Annotated in this window: 23 protein-coding genes; 1 reads left to right on the forward strand and 22 read right to left on the reverse strand. The window is 27.6% G+C overall.

What is annotated here, in order from left to right; translation table 11 throughout:
- Positions 1 to 5: 5 nt before the first annotated feature.
- The 3 genes from CKV87_RS07865 to CKV87_RS07875 form a co-directional block, all read right to left on the reverse strand.
- On the reverse strand, positions 6 to 335 hold the full coding sequence (locus tag CKV87_RS07865; RefSeq protein ID WP_012013201.1) for a type II toxin-antitoxin system PemK/MazF family toxin: 330 nt from the start codon (positions 333 to 335) through the stop codon (positions 6 to 8).
- Complete coding sequence (locus tag CKV87_RS07870; RefSeq protein WP_004509806.1) at positions 329 to 589, reverse strand: AbrB/MazE/SpoVT family DNA-binding domain-containing protein; 261 nt, start codon at positions 587 to 589, stop codon at positions 329 to 331. Before CKV87_RS07870 ends, CKV87_RS07865 begins: the two co-directional genes overlap by 7 nt.
- Positions 590 to 657: 68 nt before the next feature.
- A complete protein-coding gene (locus CKV87_RS07875; protein WP_012013202.1) occupies positions 658 to 1,611 on the reverse strand; it encodes a helix-turn-helix transcriptional regulator in 954 nt (317 codons plus the stop codon).
- A gap of 118 nt (positions 1,612 to 1,729) precedes the next feature.
- On the opposite strand from CKV87_RS07875, the gene CKV87_RS07880 reads away from it, so the two are divergent.
- Positions 1,730 to 3,847 (forward strand): TonB-dependent receptor, encoded by a 2,118-nt coding sequence (locus CKV87_RS07880; RefSeq protein ID WP_012013203.1) that lies wholly within the window; start codon positions 1,730 to 1,732, stop codon positions 3,845 to 3,847.
- 25 nt (positions 3,848 to 3,872) lie between these two features.
- Here the strand turns inward: CKV87_RS07880 and CKV87_RS07885 are convergent, their stop codons facing one another.
- The 19 genes from CKV87_RS07885 to atpC all read right to left on the reverse strand — a co-directional run bounded on the left by CKV87_RS07885 (position 3,873) and on the right by atpC (position 20,225).
- Positions 3,873 to 4,448, reverse strand: a complete 576-nt coding sequence (locus tag CKV87_RS07885) for a superoxide dismutase (RefSeq protein ID WP_012013204.1) — start codon at positions 4,446 to 4,448, stop codon at positions 3,873 to 3,875.
- A gap of 77 nt (positions 4,449 to 4,525) precedes the next feature.
- Positions 4,526 to 5,734 (reverse strand): mechanosensitive ion channel family protein, encoded by a 1,209-nt coding sequence (locus tag CKV87_RS07890; protein WP_012013205.1) that lies wholly within the window; start codon positions 5,732 to 5,734, stop codon positions 4,526 to 4,528.
- A gap of 71 nt (positions 5,735 to 5,805) precedes the next feature.
- Entirely contained in the window at positions 5,806 to 6,726 is a 921-nt protein-coding gene (locus CKV87_RS07895) for a manganese-dependent inorganic pyrophosphatase (protein WP_012013206.1), read from the reverse strand.
- Positions 6,727 to 6,845: 119 nt separating this feature from the next.
- Positions 6,846 to 7,445: a lactate utilization protein gene (locus CKV87_RS07900; protein ID WP_012013207.1), complete on the reverse strand. Its 600-nt coding sequence runs from the start codon at positions 7,443 to 7,445 to the stop codon at positions 6,846 to 6,848.
- 5 nt (positions 7,446 to 7,450) lie between these two features.
- Complete coding sequence (locus CKV87_RS07905; protein ID WP_041644969.1) at positions 7,451 to 7,954, reverse strand: asparaginase domain-containing protein; 504 nt, start codon at positions 7,952 to 7,954, stop codon at positions 7,451 to 7,453.
- Positions 7,941 to 9,347: an aspartate ammonia-lyase gene (gene aspA / locus CKV87_RS07910; RefSeq protein WP_012147578.1), complete on the reverse strand. Its 1,407-nt coding sequence runs from the start codon at positions 9,345 to 9,347 to the stop codon at positions 7,941 to 7,943. Before aspA ends, CKV87_RS07905 begins: the two co-directional genes overlap by 14 nt.
- A 65-nt stretch (positions 9,348 to 9,412) precedes the next feature.
- Entirely contained in the window at positions 9,413 to 10,093 is a 681-nt protein-coding gene (locus CKV87_RS07915; RefSeq protein WP_012147579.1) for a response regulator transcription factor, read from the reverse strand.
- Between the two features lie 2 nt (positions 10,094 to 10,095).
- Positions 10,096 to 11,220: a sensor histidine kinase gene (locus tag CKV87_RS07920; RefSeq protein ID WP_012147580.1), complete on the reverse strand. Its 1,125-nt coding sequence runs from the start codon at positions 11,218 to 11,220 to the stop codon at positions 10,096 to 10,098.
- 71 nt (positions 11,221 to 11,291) lie between these two features.
- Positions 11,292 to 12,728 (reverse strand): alanine/glycine:cation symporter family protein, encoded by a 1,437-nt coding sequence (locus tag CKV87_RS07925; protein ID WP_012147581.1) that lies wholly within the window; start codon positions 12,726 to 12,728, stop codon positions 11,292 to 11,294.
- A 132-nt stretch (positions 12,729 to 12,860) separates the two neighbouring features.
- Positions 12,861 to 13,556, reverse strand: a complete 696-nt coding sequence (locus tag CKV87_RS07930; RefSeq protein WP_012147582.1) for a 5'-methylthioadenosine/adenosylhomocysteine nucleosidase — start codon at positions 13,554 to 13,556, stop codon at positions 12,861 to 12,863.
- Entirely contained in the window at positions 13,549 to 14,478 is a 930-nt protein-coding gene (gene fabD / locus CKV87_RS07935; protein ID WP_012147583.1) for an ACP S-malonyltransferase, read from the reverse strand. Before fabD ends, CKV87_RS07930 begins: the two co-directional genes overlap by 8 nt.
- 134 nt (positions 14,479 to 14,612) lie before the next feature.
- Positions 14,613 to 15,200 carry an FKBP-type peptidyl-prolyl cis-trans isomerase gene (locus CKV87_RS07940; protein ID WP_012147584.1) on the reverse strand — a complete coding sequence of 196 codons (588 nt, stop codon included), beginning with the start codon at positions 15,198 to 15,200 and terminating at the stop codon, positions 14,613 to 14,615.
- A gap of 21 nt (positions 15,201 to 15,221) precedes the next feature.
- On the reverse strand, positions 15,222 to 16,163 hold the full coding sequence (locus tag CKV87_RS07945) for a tetratricopeptide repeat protein (protein WP_041645087.1): 942 nt from the start codon (positions 16,161 to 16,163) through the stop codon (positions 15,222 to 15,224).
- 4 nt (positions 16,164 to 16,167) lie between these two features.
- Complete coding sequence (locus CKV87_RS07950) at positions 16,168 to 16,692, reverse strand: OmpA family protein (RefSeq protein ID WP_004509821.1); 525 nt, start codon at positions 16,690 to 16,692, stop codon at positions 16,168 to 16,170.
- 160 nt (positions 16,693 to 16,852) lie between these two features.
- Complete coding sequence (gene tolB / locus CKV87_RS07955) at positions 16,853 to 18,145, reverse strand: Tol-Pal system protein TolB (RefSeq protein WP_012147586.1); 1,293 nt, start codon at positions 18,143 to 18,145, stop codon at positions 16,853 to 16,855.
- A gap of 4 nt (positions 18,146 to 18,149) precedes the next feature.
- Positions 18,150 to 18,881 carry an energy transducer TonB gene (locus CKV87_RS07960; RefSeq protein ID WP_012147587.1) on the reverse strand — a complete coding sequence of 244 codons (732 nt, stop codon included), beginning with the start codon at positions 18,879 to 18,881 and terminating at the stop codon, positions 18,150 to 18,152.
- A 5-nt stretch (positions 18,882 to 18,886) separates the two neighbouring features.
- A complete protein-coding gene (locus CKV87_RS07965; protein ID WP_004509824.1) occupies positions 18,887 to 19,276 on the reverse strand; it encodes a biopolymer transporter ExbD in 390 nt (129 codons plus the stop codon).
- Between the two features lie 4 nt (positions 19,277 to 19,280).
- Positions 19,281 to 19,841 (reverse strand): MotA/TolQ/ExbB proton channel family protein, encoded by a 561-nt coding sequence (locus CKV87_RS07970; protein ID WP_004509825.1) that lies wholly within the window; start codon positions 19,839 to 19,841, stop codon positions 19,281 to 19,283.
- Between the two features lie 6 nt (positions 19,842 to 19,847).
- Positions 19,848 to 20,225, reverse strand: coding sequence for an ATP synthase F1 subunit epsilon (gene atpC / locus CKV87_RS07975; RefSeq protein WP_004509826.1), 378 nt, complete (start codon positions 20,223 to 20,225; stop codon positions 19,848 to 19,850).
- Between the last annotated feature and the right edge of the window lie 23 nt (positions 20,226 to 20,248).

The following is a 20,248-nucleotide window of genomic DNA, read 5'->3' on the forward strand; positions in this document are numbered from 1 at the left end:
TTGGTTTAATATTTAAAAATTTCTACTAGTGTTGAAGAAATCTCTTTTGATTTTTCAATATCAACAGTTCCAACTTTTTTTAAAAGTCTTGATTTATCGACAGTTCTAATCTGGTCAAGTAAAATTAAACCTTTTTTTCCTTCAAAATTTATTTTTGGTCTAAATATAAAATCAAAGCCTTTACTTGTAAGAGGAGAAACTATAACTGTATTTAAAACGTTCATTTCATTGGGAGAAATAATTATACAAGGTCTAGTTTTTTGAATTTCACTTCCTATTGTTGGATTTAATTTTACTAAATAAATATCAAATCTTTTTATTGTTTCTTCTACCATTCATAATCTTCCAAATCACTATCATTTAAAAAATCTTCAAGAATTCCATCATCTTTTTTATTTTTATTTTTTTCAATAACTTTTTTAATATTTTTTTCCCAATCTTCTCTAGCAGTTTTTTTAACAGGTTTTAAAAGTAAACCATTTTCGACTACTTCTAAATCTATTTCAACATTTTCGAGTTGAGCTTCTTTTATAAGAGCTTTTGGTATTCTAATACCTTGTGAATTTCCTATTTTTGTAAGCATTGTCATTTTTAAATCCTACAATTTTTATTTTATTTTGTAATTATATTGTAATAACATTTGTTAGTCAATTATTTTTACTTATAAAATATACTTTTTGTCTTTATAACAGTTTTTGGATTAACTCCAAAATATTTTGTAAAAGTAGTTGTAAAACTTTGTTGATACTTATATCCAACAAGTTGTGAAATTTCATTGACATTATAATCACCTGTTTCAAGCAGTTGTTTAGCTTTTAACATTTTTTGCTCAATTATCAAATTTCCAGGACTTGTATTAAAATATTTTTTAAATCCAGTTTTTAGTTTAAATTCATTTAATGCAACTTTTTTTGATAAAGTCGTTATTGTAAAATCTTCTTCGAAAGATAAAATCAAATCTTTTGCTTTATACAAAGCTTGCATATCTTTTTCATCAAACTTTACAATACTATTTTTAGATATTGTTTCTTCTTTAAAAAGTTCAAAAAATTCACAATACAAAAGTTCTAAAACTTTTGATTGTAAAAAAATATCTCCTAAATTTCCTTCATACATATCAAAATGATAAAGTTGATTTAAAATTTTGTTTGTTAAAAAATTTGTAGCTTCACTTTTTAAAAGTTCCTGACAACTATTTTTTTCTAAAGCATTTAAAACATACTCACTCTTTTTGTTTAATGGTAAATTCTTAGCTAAAAAATCTTTTTTTACAATCAAAGAAATTTTATTTACTTCACCTTTTTTTGCTTTTGATTCAGTATTTTCTTCTTTGATTAGTTCTATATCTGTTCTATTCTTTGAAGTTGAAAAGCCATAGTTATGGATTTTTGATTTATAACTTACATCTCCAATAAGATTAAAATCAAGTAATATTCCATCAACTTTTGACTTTGATTGAACGGTAATATCATCTTTTAAAGTCAAGTTTGCTTTTACAAAATATACCTCGTCAATAACTTTTTTACCAAAAATAGAAGCTTCCACTTTTTCTTTGGGAAAAGACATAAATCCTTCATCATCAAACTGAAAAATAGTTTCATTTAAAGACATAGTTCCCCTTTAAAAATACTATTAGAATAAAAACAAATACTAACAGATTAAAAAATTAATTGCTAATGATAACGATTATTGCTTATAATCTTCATTAAATAAAATTTAGGGAGAAAAGATGTACAAAACATTTACAAAATTTACTATTATTTCACTCATTACAAGTCAAATATGTTTGGCAAATGAACAAAAAACTACTACTTTAGATGAAATAACAGTTAGTGCAAATAAAATGGAAGAAAATATCCAAGATGTACCACAAAGTATAAGTGTTGTAACAGAAAATGACATTGAAGAAAAAAGTATAAAAAATGTTTCAGATGTTATTGAAAAAATACCAAATCTATCTTCAACATATATGTATTCTGAAAGAGTTAATTTTAGAGGTATAAATACTTCAGTTTTTACAAATAACAATCCAGTTGTTATTTATATAGATGGAGTTCCACATAGTAGTGTTTATGGCTTTGATGCATCTTTACAAAATGCACAACAAGTTGAAGTTTTAAGAGGACCTCAAGGGGCTTTATATGGTAAAGATAGTATTGGAGGAGTTATAAATATAATTACAAAAGAGCCAAAAAATGAATTAAATGGTTTTGTTGGTGTAGAGTATGGAATAAATAACTTTATGCAAACAAGTTTTAATGCAAATGGTGCAGTAATTGCTGATAAACTTTTTTTAGGAATAAATGGTAAAGTAGGAAAAGATAATGGCTGGCAAACAAATCACAATCCAAACCAAGATAAAGATTCTACAAGAAAAGAGTTTCATCAACTAAATACAAATCTAAAATATAATGCAACAGATAATTTTAGTATGGTTTTAAATATTTTTAATGACAAAGACTATAAGTATGGTTTTGAAGGTGGAGCTGTACCTCAAACACAAAATATAAATAATTATAAAAGAAAAGATTTTAAAGATGTAAATTTTGAAACAGATTCTTATATGAAAAATAAATCAAATGCTCAATCACTTAAAATGGAGTATTCATTTGATGAAAATAATACCTTGACTTCAATAACTGCAAATAAACACATGAATATAGATGGAACGTGGGATGTTGATTATGGAAATAATCGAAGTTATGATGAAATGTCTATGTATCAGGATGCAAAATCAAAAAATTTTTCTCAAGAAATTAGACTAACTGGTGAGAATAATCTATTTAGATATGTTACGGGAATATATTTTGAAAAAGATAGTTTTGATTTTGACAATTATGGCATGGAATATCCAAGTTATCTAGTAGGAAATCCTTTTGGTACAGGAGTTGGAGCAGAATTTAACTCTATTTCCCAAGCAGATAGTTCAACTTATGCAACTTTTGGGCAAGTAATTATTCCTTTTTTAGAAACTTATGAATTAACTTTAGGAGGAAGATATCAAAAAATAAAAAAAGAGATGAATTTAGATTACTATTTTAATCCTATTAATATATCAACAAATCCAATTTTTCAATTTGATGAAGAGAATACTTGGAATATCTTTTTACCAAAAATTGCTATTTCAAAAAAATTTGATGATAAATTAACTACTTATATAAGTGCTTCAAAAGGCTATCTTCCAGGAGGATATAATAACTTTGCTTCTTCAGGTAATGAGGAAGACAATAGATTTGATGCACAAACATCTATGAACTATGAAATTGGATTAAAAGGTTCATTCTTAGATGATAAACTTTTATTTGCAACATCATTATTTTATTTAGATATTAAAGATATTCATGTTTATAGTACAGATAAAACAACAGGTATGATGTACACTTCAAATGCAGGAGAGGCTGATTCTAAAGGAATAGAATTGGAAGTATCATATAACATAAATAATAATTGGAAAGTAGATACTTCTATTGGTATAATGAAAGCAACTTATTCAAATTATATAGATGCAAATGGAAATGATAATAAAGATAATAAAATAGAAAGAACACCTTCTCACTCAGCTAACTTTGGAGTTTCATACTATGGTGATAGTGGATTATATGGAAGAGTTGATGTAAAAAATCAAGGAGATATGTATTTTAATGCACAAAATAGTTTAAAACAAGACTCTTATACTATTGCAAATGCAAAAATTGGTTATTTATTTGATGATTTTGATGTATATACTTATGTTAAAAATATTACAGATGAAAGTTATATAGTTGCTCTTGAAGAAATGGCTGAATTTAGACAATTAACTTATGGAAAAGGAAGATTTATAGGTGTTGGATTAAAATACTCTTTTTAAAAGAGTATTTTAATTTCATATTTTACTATCCTAGGTTTTTAGCTACAAAATCCCAGTTTACTAATTGCCAGAAGTTTTCTAAGAATTTAGGTCTTGCATTTCTAACATCAATATAGTAAGCATGTTCCCAAACATCACATGTTAAAACTGGAGTTAAACCTTCAGTTATAGGACAGCCTGCATTTGAAGTTGTAACGATTTTTAAATCACCACTTGCATCTTTTACTAACCAAGCCCAACCTGAACCAAATTGTCCGATAGCTTTAGCTGTAAACTCTTCTTTAAATTTTTCAACTGAACCAAAAGCTTTTGTTAAAGCTGCTTCAACAGAAGCTGGAATAGCACCTTGATTTGGAGTTAGACCACTAAAGAAAAAATCATGGTTAAATACTTGAGCGGCATTATTAAAAATACCACCACTTGATTTTTTTACGATATCTTCTAAAGATAAGTTTTCAAACTCAGTTCCTGGAATCAAATTATTTAAATTGTTTACATAAGTTTGGTGGTGTTTACCGTGGTGAAACTCTAAAGTTTCTTGTGACATACATGGTGCTAATGCATCTATTGCATAAGGTAATTTCATTAATTCGTGTTTCATATTATTATCCTTTTAAAAAAAATTAATTGAACCTAAGAATACCCTTTTTTATATATTTTTTCACTTAATAATTTTTCTTAACCATATTGATATGGTTTTATACCAAACTCTTTCAATATAGAATAAACATGATCAAAAATATCTGCTTGAATATTTTCATAATCAATCCAAACTGTTGTAGCCGTAAAACAATATATTTCTAAAGGTATTCCATATTCATTAGGAGCTAATTGTCTTACCATAATTGTCATATCTTTGTTTATATTTGGATGATTTTTTAAATATGTAACCAAATATGCTCTTAATGTTCCAATATTTGTAAGTCTTCTACCATTCATTGCTACACTTAAATCAAAATTATGCGATTCGTTATAATTTTTTATTTCTGATTGTTTAGTGTGTAAATATGGTATCAAAAGATTTGCTTTTTCTAATCTTTTTATATCTTCTTCACTTAAAAAAGATATTGAATTAATATCTATTAAAACTGCTCTTTTTATTCTTCTTCCACCTGATTCTCTCATTCCTTGCCAGTTTTTAAAAGAATCTGATACTAAAGCATAAGTTGGTATTGTTGTTATCGTTTTATCAAAGTTTCTAACCTTTACAACATTTAAACCAATATCTATAATGTCTCCATCAGCACCATATTTTGGCATTTCAATCCAATCTCCAACTTGAACCATTTTGTTAGTTGAAAGTTGAAGCCCAGCTGAAAACCCTAAAATAGTATCTTTAAATACCAACATTAAAACAGCAGACATTGCTCCAAGTCCACTCAAAATTGCAACTGGTGATTTATCCATTATTATAGAAATTACATATATAAAACATATTATTCCAAAGATAAGTTTTATACTTTGAATAACACTTTGCATAGCAAAAAATGGTGTTTTTGTTTTATTATGAAGTGTTTTGAAACTTTTATCAACTATCGAATAAAAAGATAAAAGCCCAAAAATAGATATCCAAATAAGTGAAAATATTTGAAATATTTCATAAAAGACACTTTGTTTATCTACCCAAATTGATGTTTGCCAATATACAACCAAACCTTGAAATACGAGCGCTAATCTTTGGAAAAGGTTATATTCTAATAAGCTTTGAGTTATAAAATTATGTCTTTTTCTATCAACTTTTTTTATAGACTTTAAAATAATTTTATGAAGTATTATATGAACAACAATAGCAGTTAAAACAATAATCCCAATAAATATAAAACTTACAGTAATAAATGTAGGTTCAATACCTATATCTTTTAAAAATTCTATTAAGTATTTTTTCATTTTTTTCTCCTACAAGTTTTTTATTGAGAAATTTATATTTGCTTACAAAGCCTTAATGGCTTTGTAAAATTTTAAGCGAATGCAGGTTCTAAGAAAGGAATAATTTGTTTTTTTCTTGATAAACAACCATCTAACCAAACTTTATTATCTACAAGTTTACAGTTAAATGCTTTTTCAAAAATTGAAGTATCATCAGAAGTTACTAAAACTTCACTTCCTTCTTTCATAATGTCAGTTAAAAGTAAAGCAACAGTATGTAAACCTTGTTCTTCTTTTACTTTTTTAATATCAGCCATTAATTCATCTTTGATTGCATCAAAAACACTTCCATCAACAACTTCAAGTTGTCCAACACCTACTTTTTTTCCGTGCATATCAAAGTTTTTATAATCTCTCATTACAAGCTCTCTAATTGGAGTTCCTGCAACTGCTGATTTTACTCTAAACATTTCCATTCCAAGTGCACCAAAATCTTCTATTCCACAGATTTTTGCTAACTCTCTGACAGCTTTGATATCTGTTTCTGTACATGTTGGAGATTTAAAAATTACTGTGTCAGATAAAATCGCACACATCATAATTCCAGCGATGTTTGCAGGAATTTCAACTTTATGAAAATCATACATCTCTTTTACAATTGTATTTGTACACCCAACTGGTCTAATCCAACACTCTAATGGAGCAGAAGTTGTGATGTCACCAAGTTTATGATGGTCAACTATTCCAACAATTATAGTTTTATCAAGTTCTTGTGGAGCTTGAGCAACATCTGAATAATCAGTGATAAATAGTTCATCACCTGCAAAAGATGTTTTAAGTAGTGGTGCTTCAAATCCAAATTTTTCTAAAATAAATTTTGTTTCTGGATTTGGTTCACCTTGACGTGCTGGAATTGCAGGACGCCCAATTTTATTTAAAAGGTAAGCTAAAGAGATTGCTGAACAGATTGAATCAGAATCGGGAATAATATGTCCACATGTATATAATGCCATAAATTGTATCCTTTTTTTTGGTTTCCGATAAAAAAGGGAAACCATAAATTTTGTTTGTTAAATTTTCGGGCATTTTATCTAAAAAGAAGTTATGTTACTTTTAAATAAAAAAATTAGTATTAATATCCCAACTCTTCATCAACTAAAATGATGATTATTCTTCCTATTTCATCATCAGCTTTTATCCAAGAGAATTTTCGTGCAATATTGTCTAAGTTATATTTTGGTTCTTTTCCAAAAGAGATAGCTTTTTTATTCATTCTGTCTATATTTTTTGTTGCAGCAACATCCATAACTCTTTTAAAACCATCTTCTAAAGAATCAACTATTTTATTAATTCCAACGATTAATAAAACATTTGTTGGACCATAAGAAAGTGCTGCTACCCTATTTCCACTTCCATCAGCATTTACAAGTTTTCCGTCTTTTGTAATTGCATTTGTGCTTGTTACAAAAATATCACTAATTAATCCTTGTTTTCTTCGTTTGATGTTCTCTTCCATAGAAATACCAGCTTCATATTGATTATGTAAAGTAATCTCTTTATTGTCCAATAAAAAGTCAAGTAAACCTATCTCTTTTACACTTTCACTTCCACCAAGTCCAACACTCATATTTGGCTTAATATAACTTTTTGCTAAAGATAAAGCTTCCGCTTTATCCTTTACAAAATAAGCATCATAACCACAAGATTTTAAAACTGCTAAAAACTCTTTCATCTTATTTATTCCTCTATTAAAAATTGTCCTAATTGTCTATTTTTTAAAAGTTTAGCATAATTTGTCACACATCCATGCATAGAAATATATACACCATTTTGAATTGAAGCATTTAAAAACCCTATTGCTTGTGCAAAGTTTAAAGTTGCTTCAACTTTTTTTATACTCATAGGAACCATTGCACCTGTTAATACTATTTTTTTATTTTCTATTCTATCACTCAAATATTTTGCTGTAATATCAATAGTATCTGTTCCATGAACTATAATAATATTTTCATTTTCAAGTTTTTTTATAGTTTCTACCAAAATATCTCTATCTTCATCTACTATTTCTAAGCTATCTTTTGAAATGATATTTATGATTTCAAAATCTATATTAAAACAACTTTGGATTATCTCATCAAGTGCGATATTATCACTTGGAACTTCAAGTTCTCCTTTTAGTGGATTGTATCTTTTATTGAAAGTTCCACCTGTATTTAAAACTGTTATTTTAGATTTTATCATAGTTTTGCACCATATTTTTTGGTTGTAAAAGTTCATCTAACTCTTCTTTTGTAAAAAGATTTTGTTCTAATAAAATATCATAAACTCTTTTTCCAGTTCTTAATGCTTCTTTTGCAACTGCTGAACTTTTCTCATATCCAATAATTGGACTTAAAGAAGTTACTAAAGTAGCAGAGTTTAAAACATTATTCATACAAATTTCAGGATTTGCAGTAATTCCTTTGATACATTTTTCAGCTAAACTTTCAAATGCTCTTCTCATCATATTTATAGAAATAAATAATTTATATGCAATTATTGGTTCAAAAACATTTAGTTGAAGTTGTCCGTGTTCACTAGCTATTGCGATAGTTGTATCTGCACCAATTACTTCAAAAGCAACTTGATTTACAACTTCTGGCATAACTGGATTTACTTTTCCTGGCATTATTGAACTTCCAGGTTGCATTGGAGGAAGATTTATCTCATTTAATCCAGCTCTTGGACCTGAACTTAAAAGTCTTAAATCATTACAAATTTTTGAAACTTTTATTGCAATAGATTTAAATCTTCCAGAAATTTGTACAAAAGAACCCGTATCCTGAGTAGCTTCTATCATATCATTTGCTTTATAGTATTCTGTTCCAGTAACTATTCTTAAGTTTTTTATAACTAATTCTTGATATTCTGGCTTTGTATTAATACCAGTTCCAATAGCTGTTGCTCCTAGATTTACCTCTTTTAGCATATCTTGTGCTCGTGACAGCCTAAAAATATCATCATCTATCATTGTTGCATAAGTTTTAAATTCTTGTCCTAAAGTCATAGGAACAGCATCTTGAAGTTGAGTTCTTCCCATTTTTAAAATATCTTTAAATTCTACTGCTTTATCGTGAAAAGAATCTCTTAAAATTTTAAGACTATCTTGAAGTTTAAAAATTAACTCATATAAAGCAATTTTTATTGCTGTTGGATAAACATCATTTGTCGATTGGCTCATATTTATATGATTATTTGGATGGATAATGTCATAAGAACTTTTTGGATAACCCAAAATCTCTAAAGCAACATTTGCTATTACTTCATTTGCATTCATATTTGTAGAAGTTCCAGCTCCACCTTGAATAGGATCAACTATAAATTGATCATGAAACTCACCTGCAATAATCCTATCGCAAGCTTCAACAATAGCATTTTTTTGAATATCAGTTAGGTCACCTAGCTCATAGTTTGTTAAAGCGCAAGCTTTTTTTACTTTTGCTAAAGATATTATAAAAGTTGGAAATATAGATATTCCAAGAGTAGTTATATTAAAATTTTCTTTTGCTCTTAAAGTTTGAACACCATAATATTTATCAAGTTCAATCTCTTTTTCACCTAGAAAATCTTTTTCAATTCTATATTGCTTTTCCATTGTTAATCCTTAATTAATATATTTTAAAATTTTATAAAATAAAAGTATGTAAAAAGTGTCTTTTATTATTTCTGTAAAGTATACCCTTCTTGAGGTATATTCTTGATTACATTTATTGGTAATTTAGCTCTTAATTCTTTTATAAAAGATTTTAATGCATGAGTTGTCATCTCTTTATCATTCCAAAGTTCAAATTCTATGTCTTCATATTTTAAAATCGAACCTTTTCTTTCATATAAAAGATATAAAAAATCCTTTTCTCTTTTTCTTAAAGGAATTATTTCACTATTTTTATATATCAATTCTCTTTTTTGTAAATCAAAAAGTAAATCTTCACATAACATTACTAATTTTGAAGATTTTACAAGATATTTCTCTAAAGCTTCAAATAATTTCTTTAAATTTAAAGGTTTTAAAATATAATAATTTATATTTAAATTTATTAATTCCATTAAATACTCTTCATTTGAATAAGCAGTTAACATAATAATCATTGTTTCAGTATCATTTTCTCTAATTTGTTTAACTAATTCAAGACCATTTCCATCTCTCATTTGAATATCTGTTATCACAATTTTTGGTTTATAATACTCATAAAGTTCAAAACCTTCATTTCCATTTGTTGCTTCATAAACATCTTTAAAATAGTAATTTAACGTGTTTACAATTGTTTGTCTTATTCCATCTTCATCTTCAACACATAAAATAGATATATTTTTTAACTCTTCAATTAATTCTGGTCTCATTTCTATCCTACTACAACTATTTTAAAAACAGCACCTTCGTTGTTATTTGATACACTCAAATCTCCACCCATATTTCGCTCAATTATTAATTTTGAGATATAAAGTCCAAGTCCAGTTCCCTTTGATAAATCTTTAGTACTATAATATGGGTCAAAAATCTGTTCTAAATTTTTTTCTTCAATTCCACCTGCATTATCTTTTATAGTAATTATTGATAAAACACCTTTTGATTCTATATTTATCTCTATTTTTGGGTTTTTTATATTTCTTTCAATCAAAATATCTTTTGCATTACTTATAATATTTAAAATAACTTGAGAAAATTCTGTTGGATATCCAAAAATTTTTTTATCATCTTTTATATCTAAAATAAGATTTATTCCAAGGTTTTCCAAAGTTGCATCTATAATATTTATAGCCTTTTTGCAAGCATTAGAAACATAAAAATCCTCTTTTTTCTTATCTGGTTTATAGAAATTTCTAAAATCATCTATTGTATTTGACATAAATTCAATCATTTTATCACTTTTATCAATAGCATTTAAAATATAATTGTTATCAACTTTTTTAAATCTTGTTGTAGTTTCTAATTCCATCAAAATCCCAGATAATTGACTTAAAGCTTGTCTCCATTGGTGAGCAATCATACTAATCATAGAACCAATTCTTGCTAATTTTGCTTGTTCTAAGATTTTTTTATCTTTTTGTTTAGCTTGTTCAATTCCTTGTTGAACTTTTAAAGATAAATTCTGATTCAAACTTTCAAGTGCATTTTCTCTATTTTGAACTTGCTTTTTATATTTTTTAACTACATCTCTTATAATTGATAACATTAGAAAAGTAAAAAGTATCATAAAAATCAAAATTACTCCTGTTGCAGTAAATAAAAATTTTTTAAATTTTTTTTCCTCTTCTTCATGCAATTTTATTTTTATTTCTAAGGTTTTATCGACAATCTCAGTATTGCTTAATTTTTGTAAATGAATTCTTTTATACTCATTTATTTCAGTTTCATAAGTTTCATTTGATAGTTTTAAATAGTATGAGATTGAAAGAAAAGACAAGAATAATATAGATAAAAAAGGTATAACTATAATAAAAAATGGTATTCCTTCTTTATTAAACATAAAAAACCTTTACTTATATCTTTTAGTTTATATGATGTCTAAAAATTGCTTAAAAGATTAAGAGATAACTCTTAATCTTTTTTATCGTTGATATTATCAACTATCTCTTTCCAAGTCTCTTTGTCAAAATTAAATTCTGTATAATCATTGTATCTAAGAACTGGAACTTTTCCTTCTTTTAATTGTCTTTCATAACCTCTAATTAATTGAAGTACAGGTTTATATAATATTGCTATAACAATCATATTTATAATTGCAAGTAATCCCATAGATAAATCAGAGAATGCAAAAATAGAACTTAAATCTTGGAAAGAACCCCAAATAACAAGCAAAATACATAATGTTTTAAAAATAGTAAATACAGTTGCATTTCCTTTACTAAAGAAATTTAAACTATTTTCAGCTAAATAATAGTTATAAATCATAGATGAAAAACCAAATAAAAATAGTGCAAGAGTTACAAAAATTCCACCAAGTGGACCAATGTGTTCAATTAATGCATTTTGAGTTAATAAAACTCCTTGAACACCACTAATTCCTGGAACATATGCACCTGATAAAAGAATAATAAATGCTGTACAAGAACATAAAATTATTGTATCAATAAATACTGAAAAAGATTGAACAATTCCTTGTTGTACAGGATGAGCTACATAAGCAACTGCTGCAACATTTGGTGCACTTCCAAGTCCCGCTTCATTTGAAAACATTCCTCTTTTTGCACCTTGGATAATAACAGCACCAATTCCTCCACCAATAGCAGAACTTGGATTAAAAGCTTCAGTAACTATCATAACAATTAAAGAAGGAATTTTATCAATATTTAAAACTATAACAACTAAAGCAATTAATAAATATCCTAAAGCCATAATTGGAACTATAACCTCAGACATTTTAGCAATTCTTCTTACTCCACCAAAAATTGTAACACCAAAAACTAAAGTTAATCCTAATCCCGTTATCCAAGTAGGAAGATTAAAAGAAGCTTGAAAAGAAGTTGAGATAATAAATGATTGAGTAGCATTAAATGCAAAACCAAAAGTAATTAAAAGTAAAACAGAAATAACAACACCAAGCCATCTTTGATTTAATGCCTTGGTAGCATAATAAGCAGGTCCTCCTCTATAAAGACAAGAATCAATACCATCTTTTTCTTTATATAATTGAGCCAATGAACATTCAAAAAAACTTGTAGCCATACCAACAAGAGCAATAACCCACATCCAAAAAACAGCACCTGGACCACCAAGTGTTATAGCAACAGCAACACCAGCAATATTTCCACCACCAACACGTCCAGCGACACTAAGCATCAGTGCTTGAAATGAAGAAATATGCCCTTCTTTATCTCTAACTGTTTCTCTTAGAATATGAAACATTTTAAAAAAATATCTAAATTGTACAAATCTAGAACTTACTGTAAAAAACAATCCTAATATTGGTAGTAAATAAATTAATATTGAACCCCAAATCAGATCACTTAAAAATGTATTTATTTCAGCTAACATTTTGTCTCCTTTTTTTATTAGAAAACTTTATCATTGCTAAGAGTGTTAAAAGAGGGTTTTAAATAAGAAAAAATAGACAAAAAAGATAAAGTTGAAATATTTATATAATTTCAACTCTATTTTTTAATAAATTTATTTGATTAATTCTTCTACAATTTTCATCAAATAATCAGCAGAGTTTTTCGCACTTGATTTTAAAAATTCATCAAAATCAAATCCAGCATCCATATCTGCACTATCAGAAATTGCTCTTAAAATAAAAAATGGTACATTTAAAGCATCACAAACAACTGCAACACTTGCACCTTCCATTTCTAAAGCATCAGCATTAAAAGTATTTTGAATGAACTCTTTTCTTTCACTTGAATGAACAAATTGATCACCAGTTGCAATAGTTCCTTCAATAACTTTTAGATTACTTTTTGTTGCAACTTTTTTTGCTATGTCTCTTAAAGAGCTTGTAGTTTCAACAAAAACTTTTCCTCCAGGAACATAACCATTAGGATGTCCAAATGCAGTAATGTCTAAATCATGTTGACAAAGTTTATCAGCAATTATCAAATCACCAATTTTTAAACTTGGATTAACAGCCCCAGCAACTCCTGAAAAAAGTAAAGTATCACAAGAAAACTTTTCAATCATAGTTGCAGCTGTTAAACTTGCATGTACTTTTCCAATCTTTGAATAAGCTATTACAATATCAAGACCTTTGTAATTTACTTCATAATATTTATTATTAGCAAACTCTACAACATTTATTTTGTCAAAATAAGATAAAAGAGGCTCAATTTCCTCTTCCATCGCTCCCATTATCGCTAATTTAGTCATTTAATTCACCAATTACCGCTTCAAGTGTTGCCATATCAGAAACATTTAAAGTTGGTTTTTCTGTAATCTTTTTATTTAAACCTTTTAAAACTGCACCATTTCCAAATTCAATAAATAAATCAACTTTGTTATCATGTGCTTTTACTGATTGTTTATATTTTACAGGACTTACAAGTTGAGAAGATAATAATTCGATTGCTTCATCTTTTGTTGTATAAACTTCTGTACTAACATTTGAAATAACTGGTAAAAATTCATCATTTAAATACTCTTGTAAATATGGTTTTAAATTTTCAACAGCACTTCTTAATAATTCACAATGTGATGCAACACTCATATCTAAAACGATTGCTCTTTTTGCTCCTGCACCTTTAAATGTATCAACTAAAGATTCTAAATCAGCTTTAACTCCCGCAAGAACAAGTTGACCATCCATATTATAGTTTGCTGGCCAAACTTGTTTTCCTTCTGCTCTTTGCTCTTTACAAATTTTTTCAACTGTTTCATCATCTATTCCTACTAATGCCATCATTCCTGCGCTTCCACCACTACAAGCCTCAGTCATGAATAAACCTCTTTTATGAACTAATTCAATAGCATCTAAATAATCAATTGCTCCAGCAGATACTAAAGCTGAAAATTCTCCTAATGAATGTCCTAAAACAAACTCTGGTTGAATATCAAATTTTTCTTTAAAAATAGCATTTGCAATTGAACTAACAAGTAAAATTGCAGGTTGAGTAAATTCTGTTTTTCCTAAATTTTCATTCTCTTCAAATAGTAATTTCTCAAAATTAATATTTAATCTTTTACTTGCATTTGAAATCATATCTTTTGCTATTTGACTATTTTCAAAAAAATCTTTTCCCATCCCAACAGTTTGACTTCCTTGTCCTGGGAATATAAAAGCAACTTTTTTCATTAATAAATACCTCTTCATATTGTTAAATTTATTTAAAACTATTTTTTAAAGCTAAAAAACTTAACTCTAAAAAATAGTTTTGCCCAAATGTATAAATACACTTGGGCAAAAGAAAAGGTTTTTGTACTAAAAGATTAGTGACAACCACAACCACCATGAGAGTGTCCGTGGTCATGACCATGGTCATCATTTGAACTACAACAACCACCTCCATTAGAGTGACTATGTCCGCCACCTCCACAACAACCACCACCCATAGCAGCCATTCCACCAACAACACCAGTTTGAACTTCTTCTTCAGTTGCATCTCTTAAACTTAAAATTGCTACAGAGAACATTAAAGTTCTTCCAGCCATTGGATGATTATAATCAATTGTAACATCTGAATCTGTAAAAGATTTCACAACTACTTGTACAGTTTCACCATGCTCACCAGTACCATATAAAGACATACCTTCAACTAATTCAATACCTGCAAATTGTTCTTTTGGTAAAGTTTGAACAGCTTCTTCATTATACTCACCATAAGCGTCTTTTGCTTCTACTAATACATCTGCTTCTTCATTTGCAGCCATATCAACTAATTTTGACTCTAAACCAGGGATAATTTGCCCTTTTCCAGAAATAAATTCTAATGGAGCTTGTCCAACATTAGAATCTAAATGTTCACCAGTTTTTGCATCTTTTAATGTATATTCAATACCTATAACTTTATTTGACATAATATTTTTTCCTTTTATATTTTATAATTTAGATAATTTAGTTTTTGCTTCTTTTGCTTCAGAAGAGTTTGGATAAAGCTCAATTAAAGTACCATAAAAACTTTTTGCATTTTCTTTATCTTTTACATTCTCAAACGAAATAGCGCTGTGCAATAATAATGTTGGCATATAAGCTGCTTTGTCATTTAACATCGCAGATTTTTTAAAATGACTTATTGCAGTATCATATTTTTTTCTTTTATACCACATTTCTCCTAAATAAAAATTATTTTCTGCTGGTTTATAATTAACTTCAATAAGTTTTTCATATTTTGGAATTGCGGTAGTATAAGCCTTTGCATCATAATCTTTTTTTGCTTCACTCATCAATTTAGCTTTATCTTCAGCTGTTTTAACTTCTCCAATACTTACTGTTGAAGAAGAACTATCATCTATTGATGCTGATTTTGTTTCTGTAGTTTTTGTAGGAGCTACCGAAGATGTTTTTACACCCATAGCTTTTTTTACTGCCTCAAATTCTTCTCTTGTAACAAATTGTTGCATATTTTTTTCTAGCTCTGTAGAAGAAACATACTCAGAATTTATTTTATTCACAAGAGCAGTTAATTTTGTAATAGCAGCTTTTAAAGCATTTAAATCTGATTGATTAGCTGTTGAATCATTATTAGAACCTAAATCTGAAGATACACCATTTCTTTGCAATTCATTCAATTTTGAATTTAATCTTGCAGAATCACCTTCATATGTAGACTCTAAACCATTTAATCTACTATTTATTGAATTGACTAAACTATTAATTTCATCAAGTTTTGACGATAAATTACTAACACTTGTTTGTGTTTTTAAAATATGTTTTTCAGTAGAAGTAAGGTTATAAGAAGCACTTGAATCCCCATAAACCGAAACCTCTTCGGCTACGGTTAATGAAGTTACTACTAGTAGTAAAGGAAGATATTTTTTCATCAAATTATTTTTCTAATTCGTGCTCAACTCTTCTGTTTTGTGCCCAACAATCTTTTGTTTTTTCAGTACAAACTGGATTACTCTCACCTAAAGAAACTAAAGAAATGTTAGTAGTTACACCATTTGCAACTAATACATCTTTAACAGCGTTAGCTCTTTTTAAACCTAATGCATAGTTATACTCATCTGAACCCCATTCGTCAGTGTTTCCTAATACTTTAACAGTAGTATCAGAACTTACAGCTGATAATTTAGATGCATTTGAAACTGCTTTAGATTTATTGTCAGCAGTTAAATTGTATTTATCAAAACCAAAATAAACGTGCTCAATTAAAACTCTTTGTCCATTGATCATGTAATAGTTACCATTTGAAGCTTTTTCTAATAAAGTTCCATCTTGGATTGGAGCCTCAACAGATGCTGCATCATTTGCACCAACTACGTTATCTACATCAGCATTTTTTTCACTACAACCAGTAGTAAATAATAAAGCTGAAACTAATACAGAATAAAGACCTAACTTTTTCATTGTTTTTTCCTTGAAATTAAAATTTTCAAGAAATATTACTAAAGTGAAACTTAATTATTGTTTATATTTTGCAGATTATTAGGGATAAATTAAAAAATAAAAAGATATTTTGAGAAATAAATACAATTAATGTAAAAATACATTAATTGTATTAGGTATTTTACCAGTCTATAGATTGAATTCTTTTACCAGTTAATGGGAATAAGAACGATTTATTATATTCTAATCTAATAATACCAACCGCACTTGCATCACCAACTGTTTTTATAAATAAAACACTTTGTCCATCTGGAGAAAATTTAGGAAATTGATTTACTCCTTGAGTTGTTAATCTTTGTAAATTGTCAGTTCTAGTAGAAATTAAGTATAAGTTAAAACTTTTACCCATTTCATTATCAGAATCTTTACTACTAAAAATTATGTTATTACCATTTGATGTAACTGAAGAGTTATTTTTACTATGGAAAACCATTCTTTCTACAGAACTTGAACCAATTCTTTGTTTAAAAATATTAGGATTTCCTAATCTATCAGAAACAAAAACTATTTCTTTATCATCTTCCACAAATTGTCCACCAACATCAATCCATCCAGGACCACCAGCAACTTGTTTTTTTGTTCTTGTATTTACATCATATAAAAATATATCTGGTTGTCCAGTAGGAGAAGCAGTAATTAATAATTTAGAACCATCTTTACTTACATCTGAACAAGCTAACATACCATCTGAATCCATTATAACTTCTTTACTTCTATTATAAATATTTAATTTAACCAAAGTTGGTTTATCATAGTTATAAGAAGTATAATAGATAGTTTTTTGTTCTTTATCTGCCCATTTTGGGAAAATATTAAGACCACCAGTTACAACTTTCTTTTTATATGTTAAAGAGTAATCACCAATCATAATATCTGATTTTCTTGGTCCATCATATACTGCAAAAACAACAAATTTATCCATCCAAGCAATACTTGGTGCTTTAAAATAATCATTTATTGTTATTGCTGATTTATGAGCTAAAAAAACAAATCTTTCTTCTAATGAAGTTGTAAAGTTTTTTTCTAAAACAAGCCCAGAAGTATTTCCACTTAATGCATTTACAGCATTAAGATCATATAGCTTTGTTTTTAATGTATAGTTACCACCAGCTTCTCTTTCTGCTGATAAATTTATAACAAGGCTAATTCCTTGATTTCTTAAACTTAAATCAGGCATTCCGTTATATGAAAATTGAGTAGTTGAAGTAGCAACATCAAAATGTCCACTAATGCCTAAGTCATCAGACAAACTTTTTTTAATTTTACTTAGAGTTCCTTTTTCAGGGCTATCAGTCGCGATAGTAACCACAATTTTTGGAAGAACCATTCCTTTTTTTACAATATCTAAATGTCCATCAACTTCTGCAAAAACAGAGCAGAACATTAAAGATACAAATAAAAATATTTTTAACATAATTTTATCCTTCAAATTTAAAATCAACAGAATACTTAACGACTTTTCCACTTGGAGGTACAGGATAAGCCACGTTTCTTTGTCCATCTAAATATGCTTTTAAAGATGCATCATAAGCTGCATCACCAGATACTTTTTGAAATTTATAATCAAACTTCCCATTTTCATCAATCGTTATAACTACTTTTGCTACTAAATTAGTGTCTTGAGAAATAGGTGCACCTGATTGTAATATTTCATAAATTTTACTTGCATAATCATCATTTTTTTCACCCTTTGAAGAGCTTTTTACTTTTGAATCTGTTGCAGTTTTTTCATCTTCTAATAATCTATCGATTTTAATATTTGTAGATTTTTTCTCTTTTTCAAATTTTGATTTAAATCTTTTAGGATCGATAGATTTTTCAACATTATTAACCTCTTCTTTTACAACTTTTTGTGCTGTCTCTTTTACATTAGCAAATAAAGATTTTAAATCAGGTCTCTTTTCATTTGAAGCAGAAGTTGCTTTTTCAACTACTTCTTCTTTTTCAATTATTTTTTCTACTTTTTTTTGTACCATTTTTTTCTCAGCTATTTCTTCTATCATCTCCAGTTCAATAGTTGTTGAACTTGGTGTAATATTTATTTGTTCTTTAGTTGGAGAAAAAATATAAATCATAACTAAGAGACAAAAAGAAAGATATACTGTAATTGCAATTATCCCTGAAATTATAAATGAAGTTTTATTTTGCATCTATATTATCCATCTGTAACTAATGCTACTTTAAAAAATCCAGCTTCTTTTACTGATTTTAAAACATAAACAATATCATCATATTTTAAACTTTTATCAGCTCTTATATGAACTGGAGTATTTTGATCTTTTCCATTTGAAAATAGTAAAAAACTATCTGCAAAATTTGCAATTTCTACTTTATTTTTATTTAATGTAACTATTCTATCTTTTGTAATTATAATATCAATTTTTTGAACATCTTGAGTTTGTTGACTTCTACTTCCTGTTGGAAGATTAATAGGTTCTTCAAACTCAATAACAGGTGCTGTTACCATTAATATTGCTAATAAAACTAGCATGATATCAACTAAAGGAGTGATATTTAAATCTGGTTTTTGATTAAAATCATACACTAGATTATCCTTTAGCTATTAAAATTTGTGATTGAGCCTTAAGAAAAATGCTTAATTCATAAACTTTTCTTGAAAGAATCTGATGGAATGTATAAGCGAAAATTGCCACTAAAATACCTGCAGCTGTAGCAACTAATGCTTCACTGATTGCTGGTGCAATAATTGAAAATGCTACTTTTGATTGATTTGCAAATTTTGCAAATGATTCTAATATACCAATAACTGTACCAAAAAGACCGATAAATGGTGATGTTGAAGATATAATTGCTAACCAAGAAAGTCCAGAACTTGCATCTTTAATTATATTAATTTCACATGCATGTAATAACTCTTTTGAAGCTATATTGTTTGAACATTTATTAAGTGCAGATAAAGGTGAAAATCTAGTTTCTCTTGAAGTTAATGCCTCTAGAGATCTTTTTTCATTGCTAATAAGTGAACTTAGAACATTATTTCTGTGCAAAAAAATCCAAAAAGTAAGTACGATATAAACTGACAATAGTGCTAAAACTATATAAGTTATAGCACTACTATTTGCCAAATAATTTAGTAATGTAGTAATCATGTATTTTTATGCAAATGAATTGATTTTAGCTTCAACTGCCGCAACTGAAATGTTAGAATCTTTTACAGAATTAACTAACTCTTTTGCTGCTTCAATATTTTTAGCAATTTCAGAATCTTTTCCAGCCGTTAATGCAATAGCTCCATCTGCTAAAACATCAACTGATTTCTCATCTACTTTAACATGTCCCCAATTAATAGCAACAGCTTCTGTAGAATCCACTTTTTCAATAACGATAACACCTACAGTTAATGAAGAAACTAATGATGAGTGTCCTGGTAGAACACCGAACTCTCCCTCTTTACCAGGAAGAGTTACAGTTTTCACATCATCATTAAATATTTCTCCATTAGGTGTAACGATTGATAGTTTAATTGTATCCATAGTTATGCCTTAATGGTTTTTTG

Source organism: Aliarcobacter butzleri, from assembly GCF_900187115.1.
GTDB classification, from domain to species: domain Bacteria; phylum Campylobacterota; class Campylobacteria; order Campylobacterales; family Arcobacteraceae; genus Aliarcobacter; species Aliarcobacter butzleri.